Source organism: Citrobacter braakii, assembly GCF_009648935.1.
GTDB lineage: Bacteria > Pseudomonadota > Gammaproteobacteria > Enterobacterales > Enterobacteriaceae > Citrobacter > Citrobacter braakii.
The window spans coordinates 2,550,422-2,566,890 of sequence record NZ_CP045771.1; the positions used below are offsets into that span (position 1 = coordinate 2,550,422).

A 16,469-nucleotide genomic window follows, 5' to 3' on the forward strand; every position below is an offset into this window, starting at 1 on the left:
AAAGACCATGACCTTAAAAGAATTGTTAGTAGGTTTCGGCACCCAGGTACGCAGTATCTGGATGATCGGCCTGCATGCGTTCGCGAAACGCGAAACGCAGATGTACCCGGAAGAGCCGGTCTATCTACCGCCCCGTTTTCGTGGTCGTATCGTTCTGACCCGTGACCCAGACGGCGAAGAGCGCTGCGTTGCCTGCAACCTGTGTGCGGTAGCGTGTCCGGTAGGCTGTATCTCTTTGCAAAAAGCAGAGACCAAAGACGGCCGCTGGTATCCGGAGTTTTTCCGCATTAACTTCTCACGCTGCATTTTCTGCGGCCTGTGCGAAGAAGCCTGTCCGACAACGGCTATTCAGCTTACTCCAGATTTCGAGCTGGGTGAGTACAAGCGCCAGGACCTGGTTTACGAGAAAGAGGATCTGCTGATCTCCGGTCCGGGTAAATACCCGGAATATAACTTCTACCGGATGGCAGGTATGGCAATCGACGGCAAAGATAAGGGCGAAGCAGAGAACGAAGCCAAGCCTATCGACGTCAAGAGCCTGTTACCGTAAGGAGAGGGGCAATGGAGTTCGCTTTTTATATCTGTGGCCTGATAGCCATTCTCGCAACCTTGCGGGTGATCACCCACACCAATCCGGTACACGCACTGCTGTACCTGATTATTTCGCTGCTGGCGATTTCCGGGGTGTTCTTCTCGTTAGGTGCTTACTTCGCGGGGGCGCTGGAAATAATCGTCTACGCGGGCGCCATCATGGTGTTGTTCGTGTTCGTGGTCATGATGCTCAACCTCGGTGGTTCTGAAATTGAACAGGAACGCCAGTGGCTGAAACCGCAGGTGTGGATTGGACCGGCGATTCTGTCGGCCATCATGCTGGCGGTTATTGTTTATGCCATTCTGGGTGTTAACGATCAGGGCATCGACGGGACGCCAATTAGCGCGAAAGCTGTCGGTATTTCCCTGTTCGGACCGTATGTACTGGCGGTCGAGCTGGCTTCGATGCTGCTGCTGGCAGGTCTGGTTGTGGCCTTCCACGTAGGGCGCGAAGAGCGTTCTGGTGAAGTGCTGAGCAATCGCACCGATGACCGCGCGAAAAGAAAAACGGAGGAGCACGCATGATCCCCTTACAACATGGACTGATCCTCGCGGCTGTCTTATTCGTACTGGGCTTAACCGGTCTGGTTATCCGCCGCAATCTGCTGTTTATGCTGATCGGGCTGGAAATCATGATTAACGCCTCCGCGCTGGCCTTCGTGGTCGCCGGAAGCTACTGGGGCCAGACCGATGGTCAGGTGATGTATATTCTCGCCATCAGCCTTGCGGCTGCGGAAGCGAGCATTGGACTTGCGCTGTTGCTGCAACTTCATCGCCGTCGCCAGAACCTGAACATCGATTCAGTAAGTGAGATGCGTGGATGAACATGCTTGCCTTAACCATTATTCTGCCATTTATTGGCTTTGTATTACTGGCGTTCTCTCGCGGTCGTTGGTCAGAAAATCTGTCCGCGACCGTGGGTGTCGGGTCGATTGGCCTGGCGGCGCTGGTGACCGCGTTTGTTGGCGTTGACTTCTTTGCTAATGGTCAACAGGCCTACAGCCAGCCGCTGTGGACGTGGATGTCTGTCGGTGACTTCAATATCGGTTTTAACCTGGTGCTGGACGGCCTGTCGCTGACCATGCTCAGTGTGGTGACCGGTGTGGGTTTCCTGATCCACATGTTCGCCTCCTGGTATATGCGCGGTGAAGAGGGATACTCCCGTTTCTTCGCCTACACCAACCTGTTTATCGCCAGCATGGTGGTTCTGGTACTGGCGGATAACCTGCTGCTGATGTACCTCGGCTGGGAAGGCGTGGGCCTGTGCTCCTATCTGCTGATCGGTTTCTATTACACCGATCCGAAGAATGGCGCTGCGGCAATGAAAGCCTTCGTCGTGACCCGTGTGGGTGACGTGTTCCTCGCCTTCGCATTGTTTATCCTCTACAACGAGCTGGGCACGCTGAACTTCCGCGAAATGGTGGAACTGGCACCTGCTCACTTTGCCGATGGTAACAACATGCTGATGTGGGCAACCCTGATGCTGCTGGGCGGTGCGGTGGGTAAATCCGCGCAGCTGCCGTTGCAGACATGGCTTGCTGACGCGATGGCAGGTCCGACGCCTGTCTCCGCGCTGATCCACGCCGCGACGATGGTTACCGCCGGTGTCTACCTGATTGCACGTACTCACGGCCTGTTCCTGATGACGCCGGAAATCCTGCATCTGGTGGGGATTATCGGGGCTATCACTCTGGTACTGGCTGGTTTCGCCGCGCTGGTACAGACCGACATCAAACGCGTTCTCGCATACTCCACCATGAGCCAGATTGGTTATATGTTCCTGGCTCTCGGGGTTCAGGCGTGGGACGCGGCGATTTTCCACCTGATGACGCACGCCTTCTTTAAAGCGCTGCTGTTCCTGGCATCCGGCTCGGTTATCCTGGCCTGTCACCACGAACAGAACATCTTCAAGATGGGCGGTCTGCGTAAGTCTATTCCGCTGGTGTATCTCTGCTTCCTGATCGGTGGCGCGGCGCTGTCGGCTCTGCCGCTGATTACCGCAGGCTTCTTCAGTAAGGATGAGATTCTGGCCGGTGCGATGGCGAACGGTCATATCAATCTGATGGTTGCAGGTCTGGTTGGTGCGTTCATGACCTCTCTGTACACCTTCCGTATGATTTTCATCGTGTTCCACGGTAAAGAGCAAATTCACGCTCACGCAGGGAAGGGGATTACACATCATCTGCCGCTGATTGTGCTGATGATCCTGTCCACCTTCGTTGGCGCACTGATTGTGCCACCGCTGCAGGGTGTACTGCCTGCGACGACCGAGCTTGAGCATGGTCGCGTGATGACCCTGGAAATTACCTCCGGTATCGTCGCGATTGCAGGCATTCTGATCGCTGCATGGCTGTGGCTGGGTAAACGTACGCTGGTGACGTCGATTGCCAACAGTGCGCCAGGCCGTCTGCTGGGTACCTGGTGGTATAACGCCTGGGGCTTCGACTGGCTGTACGACAAAGTGTTCGTCAAGCCGTTCCTGGGCGTTGCATGGCTGCTGAAACGCGATCCGCTGAACGCAATGATGAACATTCCGGCGATCCTTTCCCGCTTTGCAGGTAAAGGCCTGTTGTTAAGCGAGAACGGCTATCTGCGTTGGTATGTAGCATCAATGAGCATCGGTGCCGTCGTTGTGCTGGCTCTGTTGATGGTACTGCGTTGATCGTAAAGTGAATTTTATCCAAATTCGTTGAAAATCAGGCCTCTATTAGGGGCCTTAAAAAGGAATAAAAATCGCCATGTTACTACCCTGGCTAATATTGATTCCCTTTATCGGTGGCTTCCTGTGCTGGCAGACCGAACGCTTTGGCGTGAAGGTGCCGCGTTGGATCGCGCTGATTACCATGGGACTGACGCTGGCGCTTGGCCTGCAACTTTGGTTGCAGGGCGGCTATTCACTGACGCAATCCACTGGCATTCCGCAGTGGCAGTCTGAGTTTGTCCTGCCGTGGATCCCACGCTTTGGCATCTCGATTCATCTTGCTATCGACGGTCTGTCGCTGCTGATGGTGGTGCTGACCGGCCTGCTCGGTGTTCTGGCGGTACTTTGCTCCTGGAATGAAATCGAAAAATACCAGGGCTTTTTCCACCTGAACCTGATGTGGATCTTAGGCGGCGTAATCGGCGTGTTCCTTGCCATCGACATGTTCCTGTTCTTCTTCTTCTGGGAAATGATGCTGGTGCCGATGTACTTCCTGATCGCGCTTTGGGGGCATAAAGCCTCTGACGGTAAAACGCGTATCACGGCAGCAACCAAGTTCTTCATTTATACCCAGGCGAGTGGTCTGGTGATGTTGATTGCCATCCTGGCGCTGGTGTTTGTGCACTACAAAGCGACCGGCGTGTGGACTTTCAACTATGAAGAATTGCTGAATACTCCGATGTCCCACGGCGTGGAATACCTGCTGATGCTGGGCTTCTTCATCGCTTTCGCGGTGAAAATGCCGGTGGTTCCGCTGCACGGCTGGTTGCCGGATGCTCACTCCCAGGCACCGACCGCAGGTTCCGTTGACCTGGCAGGTATCTTGCTGAAAACCGCAGCCTACGGTCTGCTGCGCTTCTCCCTGCCGCTGTTCCCGAATGCGTCAGCGGAGTTTGCACCTATCGCAATGTGGCTTGGCGTCATCGGCATCTTCTACGGCGCGTGGATGGCCTTTAATCAGTACGACATCAAACGTCTGATTGCTTACACCTCCGTATCCCACATGGGCTTCGTACTGATTGCTATCTACACCGGCAGCCAGCTGGCATACCAGGGTGCGGTGATTCAGATGATCGCGCACGGCCTGTCCGCAGCTGGTCTGTTCATCCTGTGTGGTCAGTTGTACGAACGTCTGCACACGCGTGATATGCGTATGATGGGCGGCCTGTGGGGCAAAATGAAATGGTTGCCTGCACTGTCAATGTTCTTCGCAGTGTGTACGCTGGGTATGCCGGGTACAGGTAACTTCGTTGGCGAATTTATGATTCTGTTCGGCAGCTACCAGGTGGTTCCGGTTATTACCGTGATCTCGACATTTGGTCTGGTGTTTGCTTCTGTTTACTCGCTGGCGATGCTGCATCGCGCTTACTTCGGTAAGGCGAAGAGCCAGATTGCCAGTGTTGAACTGCCAGGGATGTCGCTGCGTGAGCTGTTTATCATCCTGTTGCTGGTCGTGCTTCTGGTACTGCTTGGCTTCTATCCGCAGCCGATTCTGGATACCTCGCATTCTGCGATGAGCAACATCCAGCAGTGGTTTGTTAATTCCGTTACTACTACAAGGCCGTAAATCGCCATGACAATAACTCCACAACACCTGATTGCGCTGCTACCGCTGCTGATCGTCGGCTTGACGGTGGTGGTTGTGATGCTCTCCATTGCGTGGCGACGCAATCACTTCCTCAATGCCACGCTGTCGGTCATTGGGCTTAACGCCGCACTGGTTTCGCTCTGGTTTGTTGGCCAGGCGGGCGCTATGGACGTCACCCCGCTGATGCGGGTTGACGGTTTCGCCATGCTCTACACCGGGCTGGTGCTGCTGGCGAGTCTTGCCACCTGTACCTTCGCTTACCCGTGGCTGGAAGGCTACGACGACAACCGGGAAGAGTTCTATCTGCTGGTGCTGATTGCCGCGCTCGGCGGTATTCTGCTGGCTAACGCTAACCATCTGGCGGCGCTGTTCCTTGGTATTGAGCTTATCTCTCTGCCGCTGTTTGGTCTGGTTGGCTATGCGTTCCGTCAGAAACGTTCGCTGGAAGCCAGTATCAAATACACCATTCTGTCTGCCGCAGCGTCTTCCTTCCTGCTGTTTGGTATGGCGCTGGTGTACGCGCAGTCTGGCAACCTGTCGTTTGTCGCGCTCGGTAAGAGCCTCGGCGACGGTATGCTGCAAGAACCGCTGCTGCTGGCGGGCTTCGGTCTGATGATTGTTGGCCTCGGCTTTAAACTCTCACTGGTTCCATTCCACCTGTGGACGCCAGACGTATACCAGGGCGCTCCGGCTCCGGTTTCCACCTTCCTGGCGACGGCGAGCAAAATCGCTATCTTCGGCGTGGTGATGCGTCTGTTCCTGTACGCACCGGTAGGTGATAGCGAAGCGGTACGGATCGTGCTGGGTGTGATTGCCTTTGCTTCCATTATCTTCGGTAACCTGATGGCGCTGAGCCAGACCAACATCAAACGTCTGCTTGGTTACTCTTCTATCTCTCACCTCGGTTACCTGCTGGTGGCGCTGATTGCCCTGCAGAGCGGCGAGATGTCGATGGAAGCGGTTGGCGTTTACCTGGCCGGTTATCTGTTCAGCAGCCTCGGCGCGTTCGGTGTGGTCAGCCTGATGTCCAGCCCGTACCGCGGCCCGGATGCAGACTCTCTGTTCTCCTACCGTGGTCTGTTCTGGCATCGCCCAATCCTTGCGGCGGTGATGACGGTGATGATGCTGTCTCTGGCGGGTATTCCGATGACGCTGGGCTTTATCGGTAAGTTCTACGTACTGGCGGTGGGTGTGCAGGCTAATCTGTGGTGGCTGGTTGCCGCCGTGGTGGTGGGTTCCGCGATTGGTTTGTACTACTACCTGCGCGTTGCCGTGAGCCTGTACCTGAGCGCACCGCAGCAGCTGAATCGCGATGCGCCGTCCAACTGGCAGTACAGCGCGGGCGGTATCGTGGTGTTGATTTCTGCCCTGCTGGTACTGGTGCTGGGTATGTACCCGCAACCGTTGATCAGCATCGTGCAGTTAGCGGCTCCGCTGATGTAATTCGTCATGCTGTGATCGAAAAAGAGTCTGGACAATGTCCAGACTCTTTTTTTTACCTGTCTATACTCGTCATACTTCAAGTTGCTGGGGTGTCAGGCCGAAAGTTGACGGCTCACCAGCGGGCCGCTGATGCCTTTCGCTGTGCGATCCATCACTTCCTGAATTACTGAAGACAGCTCATTGACTTCGAATTTGGCCACGTAACCATCTGCTTTCACTCGGCGTACGTGATCTTCATTGGCGCTACCGGAAAGTGAGGAGTGGATAACGACCGGGATCTTCTTCAGGCGTTCGTCGGTTTTTATCTTACGGGTAAGCGTAAAACCGTCCATCTCCGGCATTTCCAGATCGGTGAGCACCAGCGCAATCTTCTCGCTGATTGGTTTACCTTCCGCTTCTGCTTCTTCAGATAGCTGTTGTATCTTTTCCCACGCATCCTGGCCTGTCACATGCATCAAGTGTGGGATCTCCATGGCGTTAAGCCCTTTTTCCAGCATCGCGCGAGCCACTTTGGAATCATCAGCCACAATCGCCACCGCACCCGGCGTAATGTTGAACTTATTGGTTTTCAGCTCTGTTGCGCGCAGGTCGTGGTTCGACGGTACGATGTCGTACAGGATCTGTTCGACATCGAGCACCAGCGCCAGATTGTTAGTCTCTTTGTTGTCGTCCAGACAGGCGATACTGGTAATGTAGCGACCATTGACGGCTTTTTCGGCGGTATGCACCTGTTGCCAGTCCAGACGCATAATGTTTTCTACCGACTCCACCGCAAACGCCTGAACGCTGCGGGCATATTCCGTGATCAACAGGATGTTGAGTCCGGTCTCTGGCTTACAGCCCGCGACGGCAGGCAGATCAATCACCGGGATCACCTGATCGCGAATGTTAACCATACCCAGCAACGGGGCTTTCATACCTGCGGGACGCGTAAAGGTCGGCATCGGTACGATTTCACGCAGTTTGAATACGTTGATGCCAAACAGTTCTGATTTCTGCTCCTCGACGGATTTGCCAAGGCGAAACAGCAGCAGTTCAAAACGGTTAGACAGGGTTAGGTTTGTCCTGTCATCAATATCTTTCTGGAAATTGTTCATCCTGTCCTCAGTGTGAAAGCCAGCCTTTCCACTGTTATCGGCACTGAGGCGGAAAAATGGAGCATTAAACGGTGAAAATGGCGAAATCGTGAGCCAGTTCAGTGTCTGGAAATATCGCTTTGCACTCTTCGAGTAACCGCTGACAGCCTTTTTCATCGTAGCGTGAGCTAACGTGGGTCATGATTAGGCGTCCCACTCCGGCCTCAAGCGCCAGCTGGGCGGCTTGTCGGGTCGAGCTGTGACCGCGGCTGTTGGCTTTTTCCTCCATTGAGGAGTCCAGTGTGGTTTCATGTACCATCACATCCACACCGCGTGCCAGTTCAATGGCGGACGCGCAAGGTCCTGTGTCGCCGAAAATAGCCACAGATTTTCCTCTGGTGGCAGGGGCGAGAAAATCGGCGCCGTTAATCGCTCGACCATCCTCCAGCACGATGGTTTTCCCGGCTTTCAAATCCTGGAACCACGGGCCCGCTTTAACACCAGCCGCCTTCAAGGCGCTGGCGTCAAGTGCCCCCGGTTTGTCGTGCTCTTCAACACGAAAACCGTAGCACTCCAGCGGATGCTCCAGCGGGTACGCCGTTACTTTACGCAGGCCGTCATCGACAATTTCACCCGCGGTGATTTCGACAATATCCAGCGGATAATCGGTCCAGGAGCCGCTCAAACGCAAAGCCGTTTCGGTAAACTCTCGCAATCCCTTTGGTCCGTAAAGCGTCAGTGGCTGGACGTTCCCGGCCATTGAGCGACTGCACAGCAGCCCCGGTAAACCAAACAGGTGATCGCCGTGTAGATGGCTGATAAAAATACGCTCGAGTTTTCCAGGGTTAAATGGCGTGGTCAGCATCTGATGCTGCGTTCCTTCACCACAATCGAAAAGCCACAGCCCCGCCTGAGTCGGGTGTTGCAGATTCAGTAAAATTGCCGTTACATTGCGTGAGCGCGTGGGGACTCCCGCAGACGTGCCTAAAAATAGTAATTCCATCTTCGCGTTACACTTTTCGCCATCAATAAGGCAGGGTGTTCAGGTTATCACAACAAAGGGGCAGACTATGATTCACTGGCAAGATCTCCACCATGCAAAGCTCAATACACAGCAGTTGTACGCCATTCTTGAGCTTCGCTGTGCGGTATTTGTTGTTGAGCAACGGTGTCCGTATCAGGATGTGGATGGTGATGACCTGAGTGGTGAAAACCGGCACATTCTGGGTTGGCATAACGATGAACTGGTGGCGTATGCGAGGATTCTGAAAAGCGATGATGAGCTTGAGCCGGTCGTCATTGGGCGGGTGATCGTAAGCGAAGCGCTGCGGGGTGAAAAATTGGGGCAACAGCTAATGACTCAGACGCTGGCCTCCTGTACGCAGCATTGGCCGCACAAGGCGCTGTATCTGGGGGCGCAGGCACATTTGCAATCATTCTATGCGCGCTTTGGCTTTGTGCCGGTCACGGATATCTATGACGAAGACGGTATTCCACACGTCGGAATGGCGCGGGAAGCACATCAGGCGTAAACAGGCGCAAACACGCCTGATTGTCTATAGTTAGCGGGTACGTCAATAGAAAGGGAGAATAAAATGTCTTTTCATTCTTATGAATCACATATCGATGACGATCTGGAATTATTGAGTGAAACGCTGGAGGAGGTGCTGCGTTCTTCCGGCGATCCAGCCGATCAAAAATACCTTGAGTTAAAAGCGCGGGCAGAGCGGGCGTTAGAAGAGGTGAGAAATCGCGTCAGCCATGCCTCTGACAGCTACTATTACCGCGCGAAGAAAGCCGTTTGCCGGGCGGATGATTATGTGCATGAAAAACCCTGGCGCGGAATCGGCGTTGGTGCCACGGTCGGTTTAGTGATGGGATTATTGTTAGCACGGCGATAAATTCCATTCCGTCAGCGCATTTGTACGTACTCCCTAACTGGGGGTACTGCTTTTTCTGCTCAGTACCCCGTATAATGTGAGGTTTTTAACAGGGAGAGGTCCGCGTGCATTCAATCACTACTGCGCTGGAAAGTCTGATGCGTCATTTGTCGCAAGAGATACCAGCAGCACCTGGAATTCGTATTTACGATATCCCTTTCCCACTGAATGATGCGTTTGACGCTTTAGGATGGCTGGCCAGTCAACCTGTCTGGCCCCAGTTTTACTGGCAACAGCGTAATGGCGATGAAGAAGCCGCCGTACTGGGCGCTGTTGCCACATTTTCCTCGCTCGAATTAGCCCAGCATTTTTTACACCAGCATGATGATAATCCTGAACTGCGTATCTGGGGCCTGAATGCCTTTGAGCCTCAGCGCGGCCATTTGTTATTGCCACGGCTGGAGTGGCGACGTTGCGCCGGGGTGGCGAGCTTACGCTTACATCTCTTTAGCGACGTGTCGCTGCGTGAAGACGCCGCGCAGGCGGTGGCGTTTATCTCATCGCTCGCTAACGTAAAGCCGCTGCCCGCATTGCGTCTGCGTTTGACGGGAGAACAGAACTGGCCGGATAAAACTGGCTGGACAGACCTGATAAAACTCGCCACGCAAACGATCAATGGGGAACAACTCGATAAGGTCGTGCTGGCGCGGGCGACCGATTTACAGTTTTCTCAGTCGGTTAACGCCGCGGCCGTGATGGCTTCCAGTCGTCGTCTAAACCTGAACTGCTACCATTTCTTTATGGCGTTCTCCGCAAAGTGTGCGTTTCTTGGTTCTTCCCCTGAACGTTTGTATCGGCGGCGTGACACGGCGCTGCGCACCGAGGCGCTGGCGGGAACCGTTGCCAACCACCCTGAGGATCATCGGGCCTGGCAGTTGGGGGAATGGCTAATGAAAGATGATAAAAACCAGCGCGAGAATATGCTGGTGGTCGAAGATATTTGCCAGCGTCTGCAAGGCTGTACGCAAACTCTTGATGTGCTGCCGCCGCAGGTGCTCAGACTGCGCAAAGTGCAGCACCTGCGCCGCTGTATCTGGACGGAACTGAATCAGGCTGATGATACGCTTTGTCTGATGCAGCTCCAGCCCACGGCGGCAGTCGCAGGTATTCCGCGTGAGCTGGCGCGTGAATTTATCCAACATAATGAACCGTTTGAACGCGAGTGGTATGCCGGTTCTGCGGGTTACCTTTCTCTGCGCCAAAGCGAGTTTTGCGTGTCATTACGGTCGGCGAAAATTAGTGAAAATGTGGTACGCCTGTATGCCGGGGCAGGGATCGTGCGTGGTTCAGATCCTGAACAGGAATGGCAAGAAATAGACAATAAAGCGGCAGGACTGCGCACTTTATTACAGATGGAAGGGTAATGAGTTGTATATTACCGACTCATATCAAAAATCCATTTATTCGATTCTTTATACTGTGTCGCAATATTGATACCGGACAATCTCATGTCAGTAAGCGCATTTAACCGACGCTGGGCGGCGGTCATTCTGGAAGCACTCACTCGCCACGGCGTCAGGCATGTCTGCATTGCCCCTGGCTCTCGTTCTACACCGTTGACTCTGGCGGCTGCGGAAAACCCCGCTTTTATTCACCATACTCATTTTGATGAGCGTGGCCTTGGGCATCTGGCCTTAGGTCTGGCAAAAGTCAGCCGGCAGCCTGTCGCTGTGATTGTGACGTCCGGTACGGCGGTGGCAAATTTGTATCCCGCGTTGATTGAAGCGGGCCTGACCGGTGAAAAGCTGATTCTACTCACGGCTGACAGACCTCCTGAGCTTATCGACTGCGGCGCTAACCAGGCGATTCGTCAGGCCGGAATGTTTGCCTCGCATCCATCGCAAACGCTCTCTTTACCGCGCCCGACCCAGAACATTCCGGCTAGTTGGCTGGTATCCACCATTGATAACGCCTTAGCTGCGCTGCATAGCGGGGCGGTTCATATCAATTGCCCATTTGCAGAACCGCTGTATGGCGACATGGACGAAACGGGGATTGACTGGCAGCAGCGCCTTGGCGACTGGTGGCAGGATGATAAACCCTGGCTGCGTGAGTCGCGTCGGCTGGAAAGCGACAAACAGCGTGACTGGTTTTTCTGGCGACAAAAACGCGGCGTTGTTGTTGCAGGCCGCATGAGCGCGGAAGAGGGCAAAAAGGTTGCGCAGTGGGCGCAGATGCTAGGCTGGCCGCTGATTGGCGATGTTCTGTCGCAAACCGGACAACCTTTGCCGTGCGCCGATCTGTGGCTGGGAAATGCGAAAGCGGTCACTGAATTACAGCAGGCGCAGATTGTGGTGCAGCTTGGCAGTAGCCTGACCGGAAAACGGCTCCTGCAATGGCAGGCCAGCTGTGATCCGCAGGAATACTGGATTGTCGATAATATCGAAGGCCGCCTCGATCCGGCTCACCATCGTGGGCGCAGACTGGTAGCGGCGGTTGGCGACTGGCTGGAGCTGCATCCGGCGGAGAAACGTCAGCCCTGGTGCGTGGAGATCCCACGCCTGGCGCAACTGGCCTGGCAGGCGGTAGAAGCCCGTCGCGACGCGTTTGGTGAAGCGCAATTAGCCCACCGTATCCGCGAATACTTGCCGGAGCAGGGGCAACTGTTCGTAGGCAACAGTCTGGTAGTGCGCCTGATTGATGCGCTGTCGCAGCTTCCGGCGGGTTACCCGGTCTATAGCAACCGTGGCGCGAGCGGCATTGACGGCCTGCTGTCAACGGCAGCAGGCGTACAGCGTGCCAGTGCGAAATCGACGCTGGCTATCGTCGGCGATTTATCTGCGCTGTATGACCTCAATGCGCTGGCGTTATTGCGCCAGGTTTCCGCGCCGTTTGTCCTGATAGTGGTCAATAATAACGGCGGGCAAATTTTTTCCCTGTTGCCGACGCCAGCAAGCGAACGCGAACGGTTCTACCTGATGCCGCAGAACGTGCATTTTGAGCATGCTGCCGCCATGTTTAACCTTAAATACCAGCGCCCGGAAAATTGGGAGCAACTGGAGAGCGCGCTGACTAACGCCTGGCGTACTCCGGCGGCAACGGTGATTGAGCTGGTGGTAAACGAAACTGATGGGGCGCAAACCCTGCAGCAACTGCTGGCGCAGGTAAGCCATCTATGATCCTGCACGCGCAGGCGAAAGTGGGCCAGACGGGATTTCCCTGGCTGGTTTTCCTGCACGGTTTTTCCGGTGATTGTCGGGAATGGCAGAGGGTTGGCGAAGCGTTTAAGAATTATTCGCGGCTGTATATCGACCTGCCGGGACACGGTGGCTCCGCTGACATCAGCGTGAGCGGATTCGACGACGTAAGCGCTTTGCTGCGTAACACGTTGCTTAGTTACAACATACTTAAATACTGGTTGGTAGGTTACTCTCTTGGCGGCAGAGTCGCGATGATGGCGGCTTGTCAGGAGATGCCAGGACTGTGCGGTCTGGTGGTTGAAGGTGGACATCCAGGCTTGCAAAGTGAGGAGGCGCGCGTTCAGCGTCGCCTCGCTGATGGTCGCTGGGCTGCGCGTTTTCGCGCTGAGCCGTTGTGCGAGGTGTTTATTGACTGGTATCAACAGCCGGTTTTTTCCTCGCTGAATGCGGCGCAAAGAGAAGCGCTGGTCGCACTGCGTAGCCAGAATAACGGGCATACGCTGGCAGCGATGCTGGAGGCCACCTCGCTAGCGGTACAACCTGATTTACGTGCGCAACTCACTACGCGCACATTTCCGTTTTATTATTTATGTGGTGAACGTGACGATAAATTCCGTGCTCTGGCGGCGGAAATATCCGTACCAAGCCATGTGATTCGTAATGCCGGACACAACGCGCATCGGGACAATCCCGCTGGCGTGGTGGACTGTCTGGCTCAGATTCTGCATCGCTGACTATAGGACATTTTATGATCTATCCTGATGAAACAATGCTTTACGCACCGGTAGAATGGCACGATTGCTCTGAAGGCTACACCGACATTCTCTACGAGAAATCCACCGATGGTATCGCAAAAATCACCATTAATCGTCCGCAGGTACGCAATGCCTTCCGTCCGGTCACCGTGAAAGAGATGATCCAGGCGCTGGCGGATGCTCGCTATGATGACAACATTGGCGTGATTATTCTGACCGGTGCTGGCGACAAAGCGTTCTGCGCAGGTGGCGATCAGAAAGTGCGCGGTGACTACGGCGGATACCAGGATGATTCCGGTGTGCATCACCTGAACGTACTGGACTTCCAGCGCCAGATTCGTACCTGTCCGAAGCCGGTAGTGGCGATGGTTGCAGGCTTTTCCATCGGCGGCGGCCATGTGCTGCACATGATGTGTGACCTGACCATTGCGGCTGAAAACGCCATCTTCGGCCAGACCGGTCCGAAAGTTGGTTCCTTCGATGGCGGTTGGGGGGCCTCTTACATGGCGCGTATTGTCGGTCAGAAAAAAGCGCGTGAAATCTGGTTCCTGTGCCGTCAGTACGATGCGAAGCAAGCGTTGGATATGGGCCTGGTAAACACCGTGGTTCCGCTGGCCGATCTGGAAAAAGAGACCGTACGCTGGTGTCGTGAAATGCTGCAAAACAGCCCGATGGCGTTGCGCTGCCTGAAAGCTGCACTGAACGCCGACTGCGATGGTCAGGCTGGTCTGCAAGAGCTGGCGGGTAACGCCACCATGCTGTTCTACATGACGGAAGAAGGTCAGGAAGGCCGTAACGCCTTTAACCAGAAACGTCAGCCGGATTTCAGCAAATTTAAACGGAATCCGTAATGCGTAGCGCGCAGGTATACCGCTGGCAGATCCCCATGGACGCGGGGGTGATTCTGCGCGACAGGCGGTTAAAAACGCGTGACGGGCTGTACGTTCGCCTTTGTGACGGCGAGCGCGAAGGGTGGGGAGAGATCTCCCCGCTGCCGGGCTTCAGTCAGGAGAGCTGGGAAGAGGCGCAAACCGAGCTGCTGGCCTGGGTCAACGGCTGGCTACAGGGGGATTCTTCCTTACCGCAGCTGCCTTCGGTCGCCTTTGGCACAAGCTGCGCGCTGGCCGAACTGGCTGGCGTATTGCCAGAGGACGCAGACTACCGTGCTGCGCCGCTGTGTACGGGCGATCCTGATGATCTGGTACTGCAACTGGCGGACATGCCGGGTGAAAAAGTAGCGAAGATCAAGGTCGGACTGTATGAAGCGGTTCGCGACGGTATGGTCGCCAACCTGCTGCTTGAGGCTATCCCGGAGCTGCATTTGCGACTTGACGCCAACCGAGCCTGGACGCCGTTGAAAGCCCAGCAGTTCGCGAAGTACGTTAATCCAGAGTACCGCGGGCGCATTGCTTTTCTCGAAGAGCCATGCAAAACCCGCGATGACTCTCGTGCTTTTGCGCGTGAAACCGGCATTGCCATTGCCTGGGATGAAAGCCTGCGTGAAGCGGATTTCATCTTCGAAGCCGAAGAGGGCGTCAAGGCAGTGGTTATCAAACCTACGCTGACGGGCAGTCTCGAAAAAGTGCGCGAACAGGTAGCAGCGGCGCATGCGCTTGGTCTCACCGCTGTTATTAGTTCGTCGATCGAGTCGAGCCTGGGCTTAACCCAACTGGCGCGAATTGCGGCCTGGCTGACGCCGCAGACCATTCCGGGGCTGGATACCTTGAGCCTGATGCAGTGCCAGCAGGTACGCACCTGGCCGGGTAGCGCATTGCCGTGTATCGATGTTGATGCGCTGGAACGCCTGCTATGACCCAGCGGGAAATGCCCGATAGCGTAAGCATATCGGGCCTGGTACAACCCGATGACTGGCCGTGGCGTCACTGGCGACAGGTTCGTGCAGAGGTGCCTGCTCTACGCCTCAACGATGAAGTATTAAGCTGGAGCGAGCTTTGCACGCGCGTTGACCATCTGGCCAGCGGTTTTGCCGCTCAGGGCGTGGAAGAGGGCGATGGCGTCCTGCTTCGCGCCTGGAATCATCCACGTGCTTTGCTGGCCTGGCTGGCATTGCTGCAATGTGGGGCGCGGGTTTTACCTATGAACCCACAGCTGCCTCAATCGCTGCTTGACGCGCTGGTCCCGGACTTAACGCTGCGTTTTGCGCTGGATCTTGAGGCAGCTAATGTTCTCGCGGGACTCCATCCGTTGCAGATGCAGGCAGTGCCAGGCAAGCATGCCGCCGCGTGGTTACCCCAGCGTTTGAGTACGATGACGTTAACCTCAGGTTCTACCGGATTGCCAAAGGCAGCGGTGCATACCTGTCAGGCTCATCTGGCAAGCGCGCAGGGCGTGCTGTCATTAATGCCGTTTGACGCTGAAGATGACTGGCTGCTCTCGCTGCCGCTGTTTCATGTTTCCGGCCAGGGTATTTTGTGGCGTTGGTTGTTTGCCGGGGCACGAATGACCGTACGCGATAAGCAGCCGTTGGAGCAAATGCTGGCTGGATGCACTCATGCTTCGCTGGTGCCCACGCAGCTGTGGCGCCTGCTGGTCAACAAAACGGCGGTAACGCTCAAAGCAGTGCTCCTGGGGGGCGCGGCAATTCCTGTTGAATTGACGGAACAGGCGCGCGAGCAAAGGATTCGCTGCTGGTGCGGTTACGGTTTAACGGAGTTTGCTTCTACGGTCTGTGCGAAAGAAGCGGATGGCCTGGCGGATGTGGGGTCGCCCCTGGCAGGCAGAGAAGTCAGAATCGTTGGTGGTGAAGTCTGGCTGCGTGCCGCCAGCATGGCACAAGGTTACTGGCGTAACGGGCAGCTGATTCCTTTAGTAAACGCGGAAGGCTGGTTTGCCACCCGCGATCGCGGGGTGTTGAAGGACGGCAAGTTAACCATTGTCGGTCGGATGGACAATCTGTTCTTTAGCGGCGGGGAAGGCATACAGCCGGAAGAGGTGGAACGCGTGATTGCTGCGCATCCGCATGTTCTGCAAGCCTTCATTGTGCCGATAGAAGACAAAGAGTTTGGTCATCGCCCGGTGGCGGTCGTTGAGTATGACACCAATGCGGGTGACACCAATCTGGCAGAGTGGGTGAAAGATAAGCTGGCCCGCTTTCAGCAACCGGTATGCTGGCTGACATTGCCACCCGAACTAAAATCCGGAGGGATTAAAATCTCTCGTCGTGCGCTGTCAGATTGGGTAAGTGCTTCATTCTTAAAATTAAGCAAACAGTAAT

16 protein-coding genes are annotated in these 16,469 nt (G+C 55.3%); 14 read left to right on the forward strand and 2 right to left on the reverse strand.

Annotated elements, in window-relative coordinates; all coding sequences use genetic code 11:
* Positions 1-7 precede the first annotated feature (7 nt).
* From nuoI to nuoN, 6 genes are all read left to right on the forward strand, one after another.
* Positions 8-550, forward strand: coding sequence for an NADH-quinone oxidoreductase subunit NuoI (nuoI, locus tag GFC06_RS11800; RefSeq protein WP_005129470.1), 543 nt, complete (start codon positions 8-10; stop codon positions 548-550).
* An 11-nt stretch (positions 551-561) separates the two neighbouring features.
* Positions 562-1,116 (forward strand): NADH-quinone oxidoreductase subunit J, encoded by a 555-nt coding sequence (gene nuoJ, locus GFC06_RS11805; RefSeq protein ID WP_016153833.1) that lies wholly within the window; start codon positions 562-564, stop codon positions 1,114-1,116.
* A complete protein-coding gene (nuoK, locus tag GFC06_RS11810) occupies positions 1,113-1,415 on the forward strand; it encodes an NADH-quinone oxidoreductase subunit NuoK (protein ID WP_006683663.1) in 303 nt (100 codons plus the stop codon). The genes nuoJ and nuoK overlap by 4 nt, the downstream gene beginning before the upstream one ends.
* On the forward strand, positions 1,412-3,253 hold the full coding sequence (gene nuoL, locus GFC06_RS11815) for an NADH-quinone oxidoreductase subunit L (protein WP_016153832.1): 1,842 nt from the start codon (positions 1,412-1,414) through the stop codon (positions 3,251-3,253). Before nuoK ends, nuoL begins: the two co-directional genes overlap by 4 nt.
* Positions 3,254-3,329: 76 nt before the next feature.
* Positions 3,330-4,859, forward strand: coding sequence for an NADH-quinone oxidoreductase subunit M (gene nuoM, locus GFC06_RS11820; RefSeq protein WP_016153831.1), 1,530 nt, complete (start codon positions 3,330-3,332; stop codon positions 4,857-4,859).
* 6 nt (positions 4,860-4,865) lie between these two features.
* The gene (gene nuoN / locus GFC06_RS11825; protein WP_049281489.1) at positions 4,866-6,323 is read left to right on the forward strand and encodes an NADH-quinone oxidoreductase subunit NuoN; all 1,458 of its coding nucleotides are present in this window, start codon (positions 4,866-4,868) and stop codon (positions 6,321-6,323) included.
* A 92-nt stretch (positions 6,324-6,415) separates the two neighbouring features.
* On the opposite strand, the gene GFC06_RS11830 is transcribed toward nuoN, so the two are convergent.
* Together GFC06_RS11830 and rbn are read right to left on the reverse strand one after the other, a co-directional pair.
* Complete coding sequence (locus GFC06_RS11830; RefSeq protein ID WP_016157041.1) at positions 6,416-7,420, reverse strand: chemotaxis protein; 1,005 nt, start codon at positions 7,418-7,420, stop codon at positions 6,416-6,418.
* 64 nt (positions 7,421-7,484) lie between these two features.
* On the reverse strand, positions 7,485-8,402 hold the full coding sequence (rbn, locus tag GFC06_RS11835) for a ribonuclease BN (RefSeq protein WP_047359224.1): 918 nt from the start codon (positions 8,400-8,402) through the stop codon (positions 7,485-7,487).
* A 67-nt stretch (positions 8,403-8,469) separates the two neighbouring features.
* On the opposite strand from rbn, the gene GFC06_RS11840 reads away from it, so the two are divergent.
* The 8 genes from GFC06_RS11840 to menE all read left to right on the forward strand — a co-directional run bounded on the left by GFC06_RS11840 (position 8,470) and on the right by menE (position 16,468).
* Entirely contained in the window at positions 8,470-8,931 is a 462-nt protein-coding gene (locus GFC06_RS11840) for a GNAT family N-acetyltransferase (RefSeq protein ID WP_016153827.1), read from the forward strand.
* A 63-nt stretch (positions 8,932-8,994) separates the two neighbouring features.
* Positions 8,995-9,300, forward strand: a complete 306-nt coding sequence (gene elaB / locus GFC06_RS11845) for a stress response protein ElaB (protein ID WP_049281488.1) — start codon at positions 8,995-8,997, stop codon at positions 9,298-9,300.
* Positions 9,301-9,404: 104 nt separating this feature from the next.
* Complete coding sequence (menF, locus tag GFC06_RS11850) at positions 9,405-10,703, forward strand: isochorismate synthase MenF (protein ID WP_049281487.1); 1,299 nt, start codon at positions 9,405-9,407, stop codon at positions 10,701-10,703.
* Between the two features lie 84 nt (positions 10,704-10,787).
* A complete protein-coding gene (gene menD / locus GFC06_RS11855) occupies positions 10,788-12,458 on the forward strand; it encodes a 2-succinyl-5-enolpyruvyl-6-hydroxy-3-cyclohexene-1-carboxylic-acid synthase (protein ID WP_016153825.1) in 1,671 nt (556 codons plus the stop codon).
* Entirely contained in the window at positions 12,455-13,213 is a 759-nt protein-coding gene (gene menH / locus GFC06_RS11860) for a 2-succinyl-6-hydroxy-2,4-cyclohexadiene-1-carboxylate synthase (protein WP_153690182.1), read from the forward strand. Before menD ends, menH begins: the two co-directional genes overlap by 4 nt.
* Before the next feature lie 14 nt (positions 13,214-13,227).
* Positions 13,228-14,085 carry a 1,4-dihydroxy-2-naphthoyl-CoA synthase gene (menB, locus tag GFC06_RS11865; RefSeq protein ID WP_003027671.1) on the forward strand — a complete coding sequence of 286 codons (858 nt, stop codon included), beginning with the start codon at positions 13,228-13,230 and terminating at the stop codon, positions 14,083-14,085.
* The gene (gene menC / locus GFC06_RS11870) at positions 14,085-15,047 is read left to right on the forward strand and encodes an o-succinylbenzoate synthase (RefSeq protein WP_049281484.1); all 963 of its coding nucleotides are present in this window, start codon (positions 14,085-14,087) and stop codon (positions 15,045-15,047) included. Before menB ends, menC begins: the two co-directional genes overlap by 1 nt.
* On the forward strand, positions 15,044-16,468 hold the full coding sequence (menE, locus tag GFC06_RS11875) for an o-succinylbenzoate--CoA ligase (RefSeq protein WP_153690183.1): 1,425 nt from the start codon (positions 15,044-15,046) through the stop codon (positions 16,466-16,468). Before menC ends, menE begins: the two co-directional genes overlap by 4 nt.
* The last annotated feature ends 1 nt before the right edge of the window (position 16,469 follow it).

Coding starts and splice junctions, on each gene's coding strand:
- nuoI (WP_005129470.1), top strand. CDS start 8: ATGACCTTAAAAGAATTGTTAGTAGGTTTCGGCACCCAGGTACGCAGT.
- nuoJ (WP_016153833.1), top strand. CDS start 562: ATGGAGTTCGCTTTTTATATCTGTGGCCTGATAGCCATTCTCGCAACC.
- nuoK (WP_006683663.1), top strand. CDS start 1,113: ATGATCCCCTTACAACATGGACTGATCCTCGCGGCTGTCTTATTCGTA.
- nuoL (WP_016153832.1), top strand. CDS start 1,412: ATGAACATGCTTGCCTTAACCATTATTCTGCCATTTATTGGCTTTGTA.
- nuoM (WP_016153831.1), top strand. CDS start 3,330: ATGTTACTACCCTGGCTAATATTGATTCCCTTTATCGGTGGCTTCCTG.
- nuoN (WP_049281489.1), top strand. CDS start 4,866: ATGACAATAACTCCACAACACCTGATTGCGCTGCTACCGCTGCTGATC.
- GFC06_RS11830 (WP_016157041.1), bottom strand. CDS start 7,420: ATGAACAATTTCCAGAAAGATATTGATGACAGGACAAACCTAACCCTG.
- rbn (WP_047359224.1), bottom strand. CDS start 8,402: ATGGAATTACTATTTTTAGGCACGTCTGCGGGAGTCCCCACGCGCTCA.
- GFC06_RS11840 (WP_016153827.1), top strand. CDS start 8,470: ATGATTCACTGGCAAGATCTCCACCATGCAAAGCTCAATACACAGCAG.
- elaB (WP_049281488.1), top strand. CDS start 8,995: ATGTCTTTTCATTCTTATGAATCACATATCGATGACGATCTGGAATTA.
- menD (WP_016153825.1), top strand. CDS start 10,788: ATGTCAGTAAGCGCATTTAACCGACGCTGGGCGGCGGTCATTCTGGAA.
- menH (WP_153690182.1), top strand. CDS start 12,455: ATGATCCTGCACGCGCAGGCGAAAGTGGGCCAGACGGGATTTCCCTGG.
- menB (WP_003027671.1), top strand. CDS start 13,228: ATGATCTATCCTGATGAAACAATGCTTTACGCACCGGTAGAATGGCAC.
- menC (WP_049281484.1), top strand. CDS start 14,085: ATGCGTAGCGCGCAGGTATACCGCTGGCAGATCCCCATGGACGCGGGG.
- menE (WP_153690183.1), top strand. CDS start 15,044: ATGACCCAGCGGGAAATGCCCGATAGCGTAAGCATATCGGGCCTGGTA.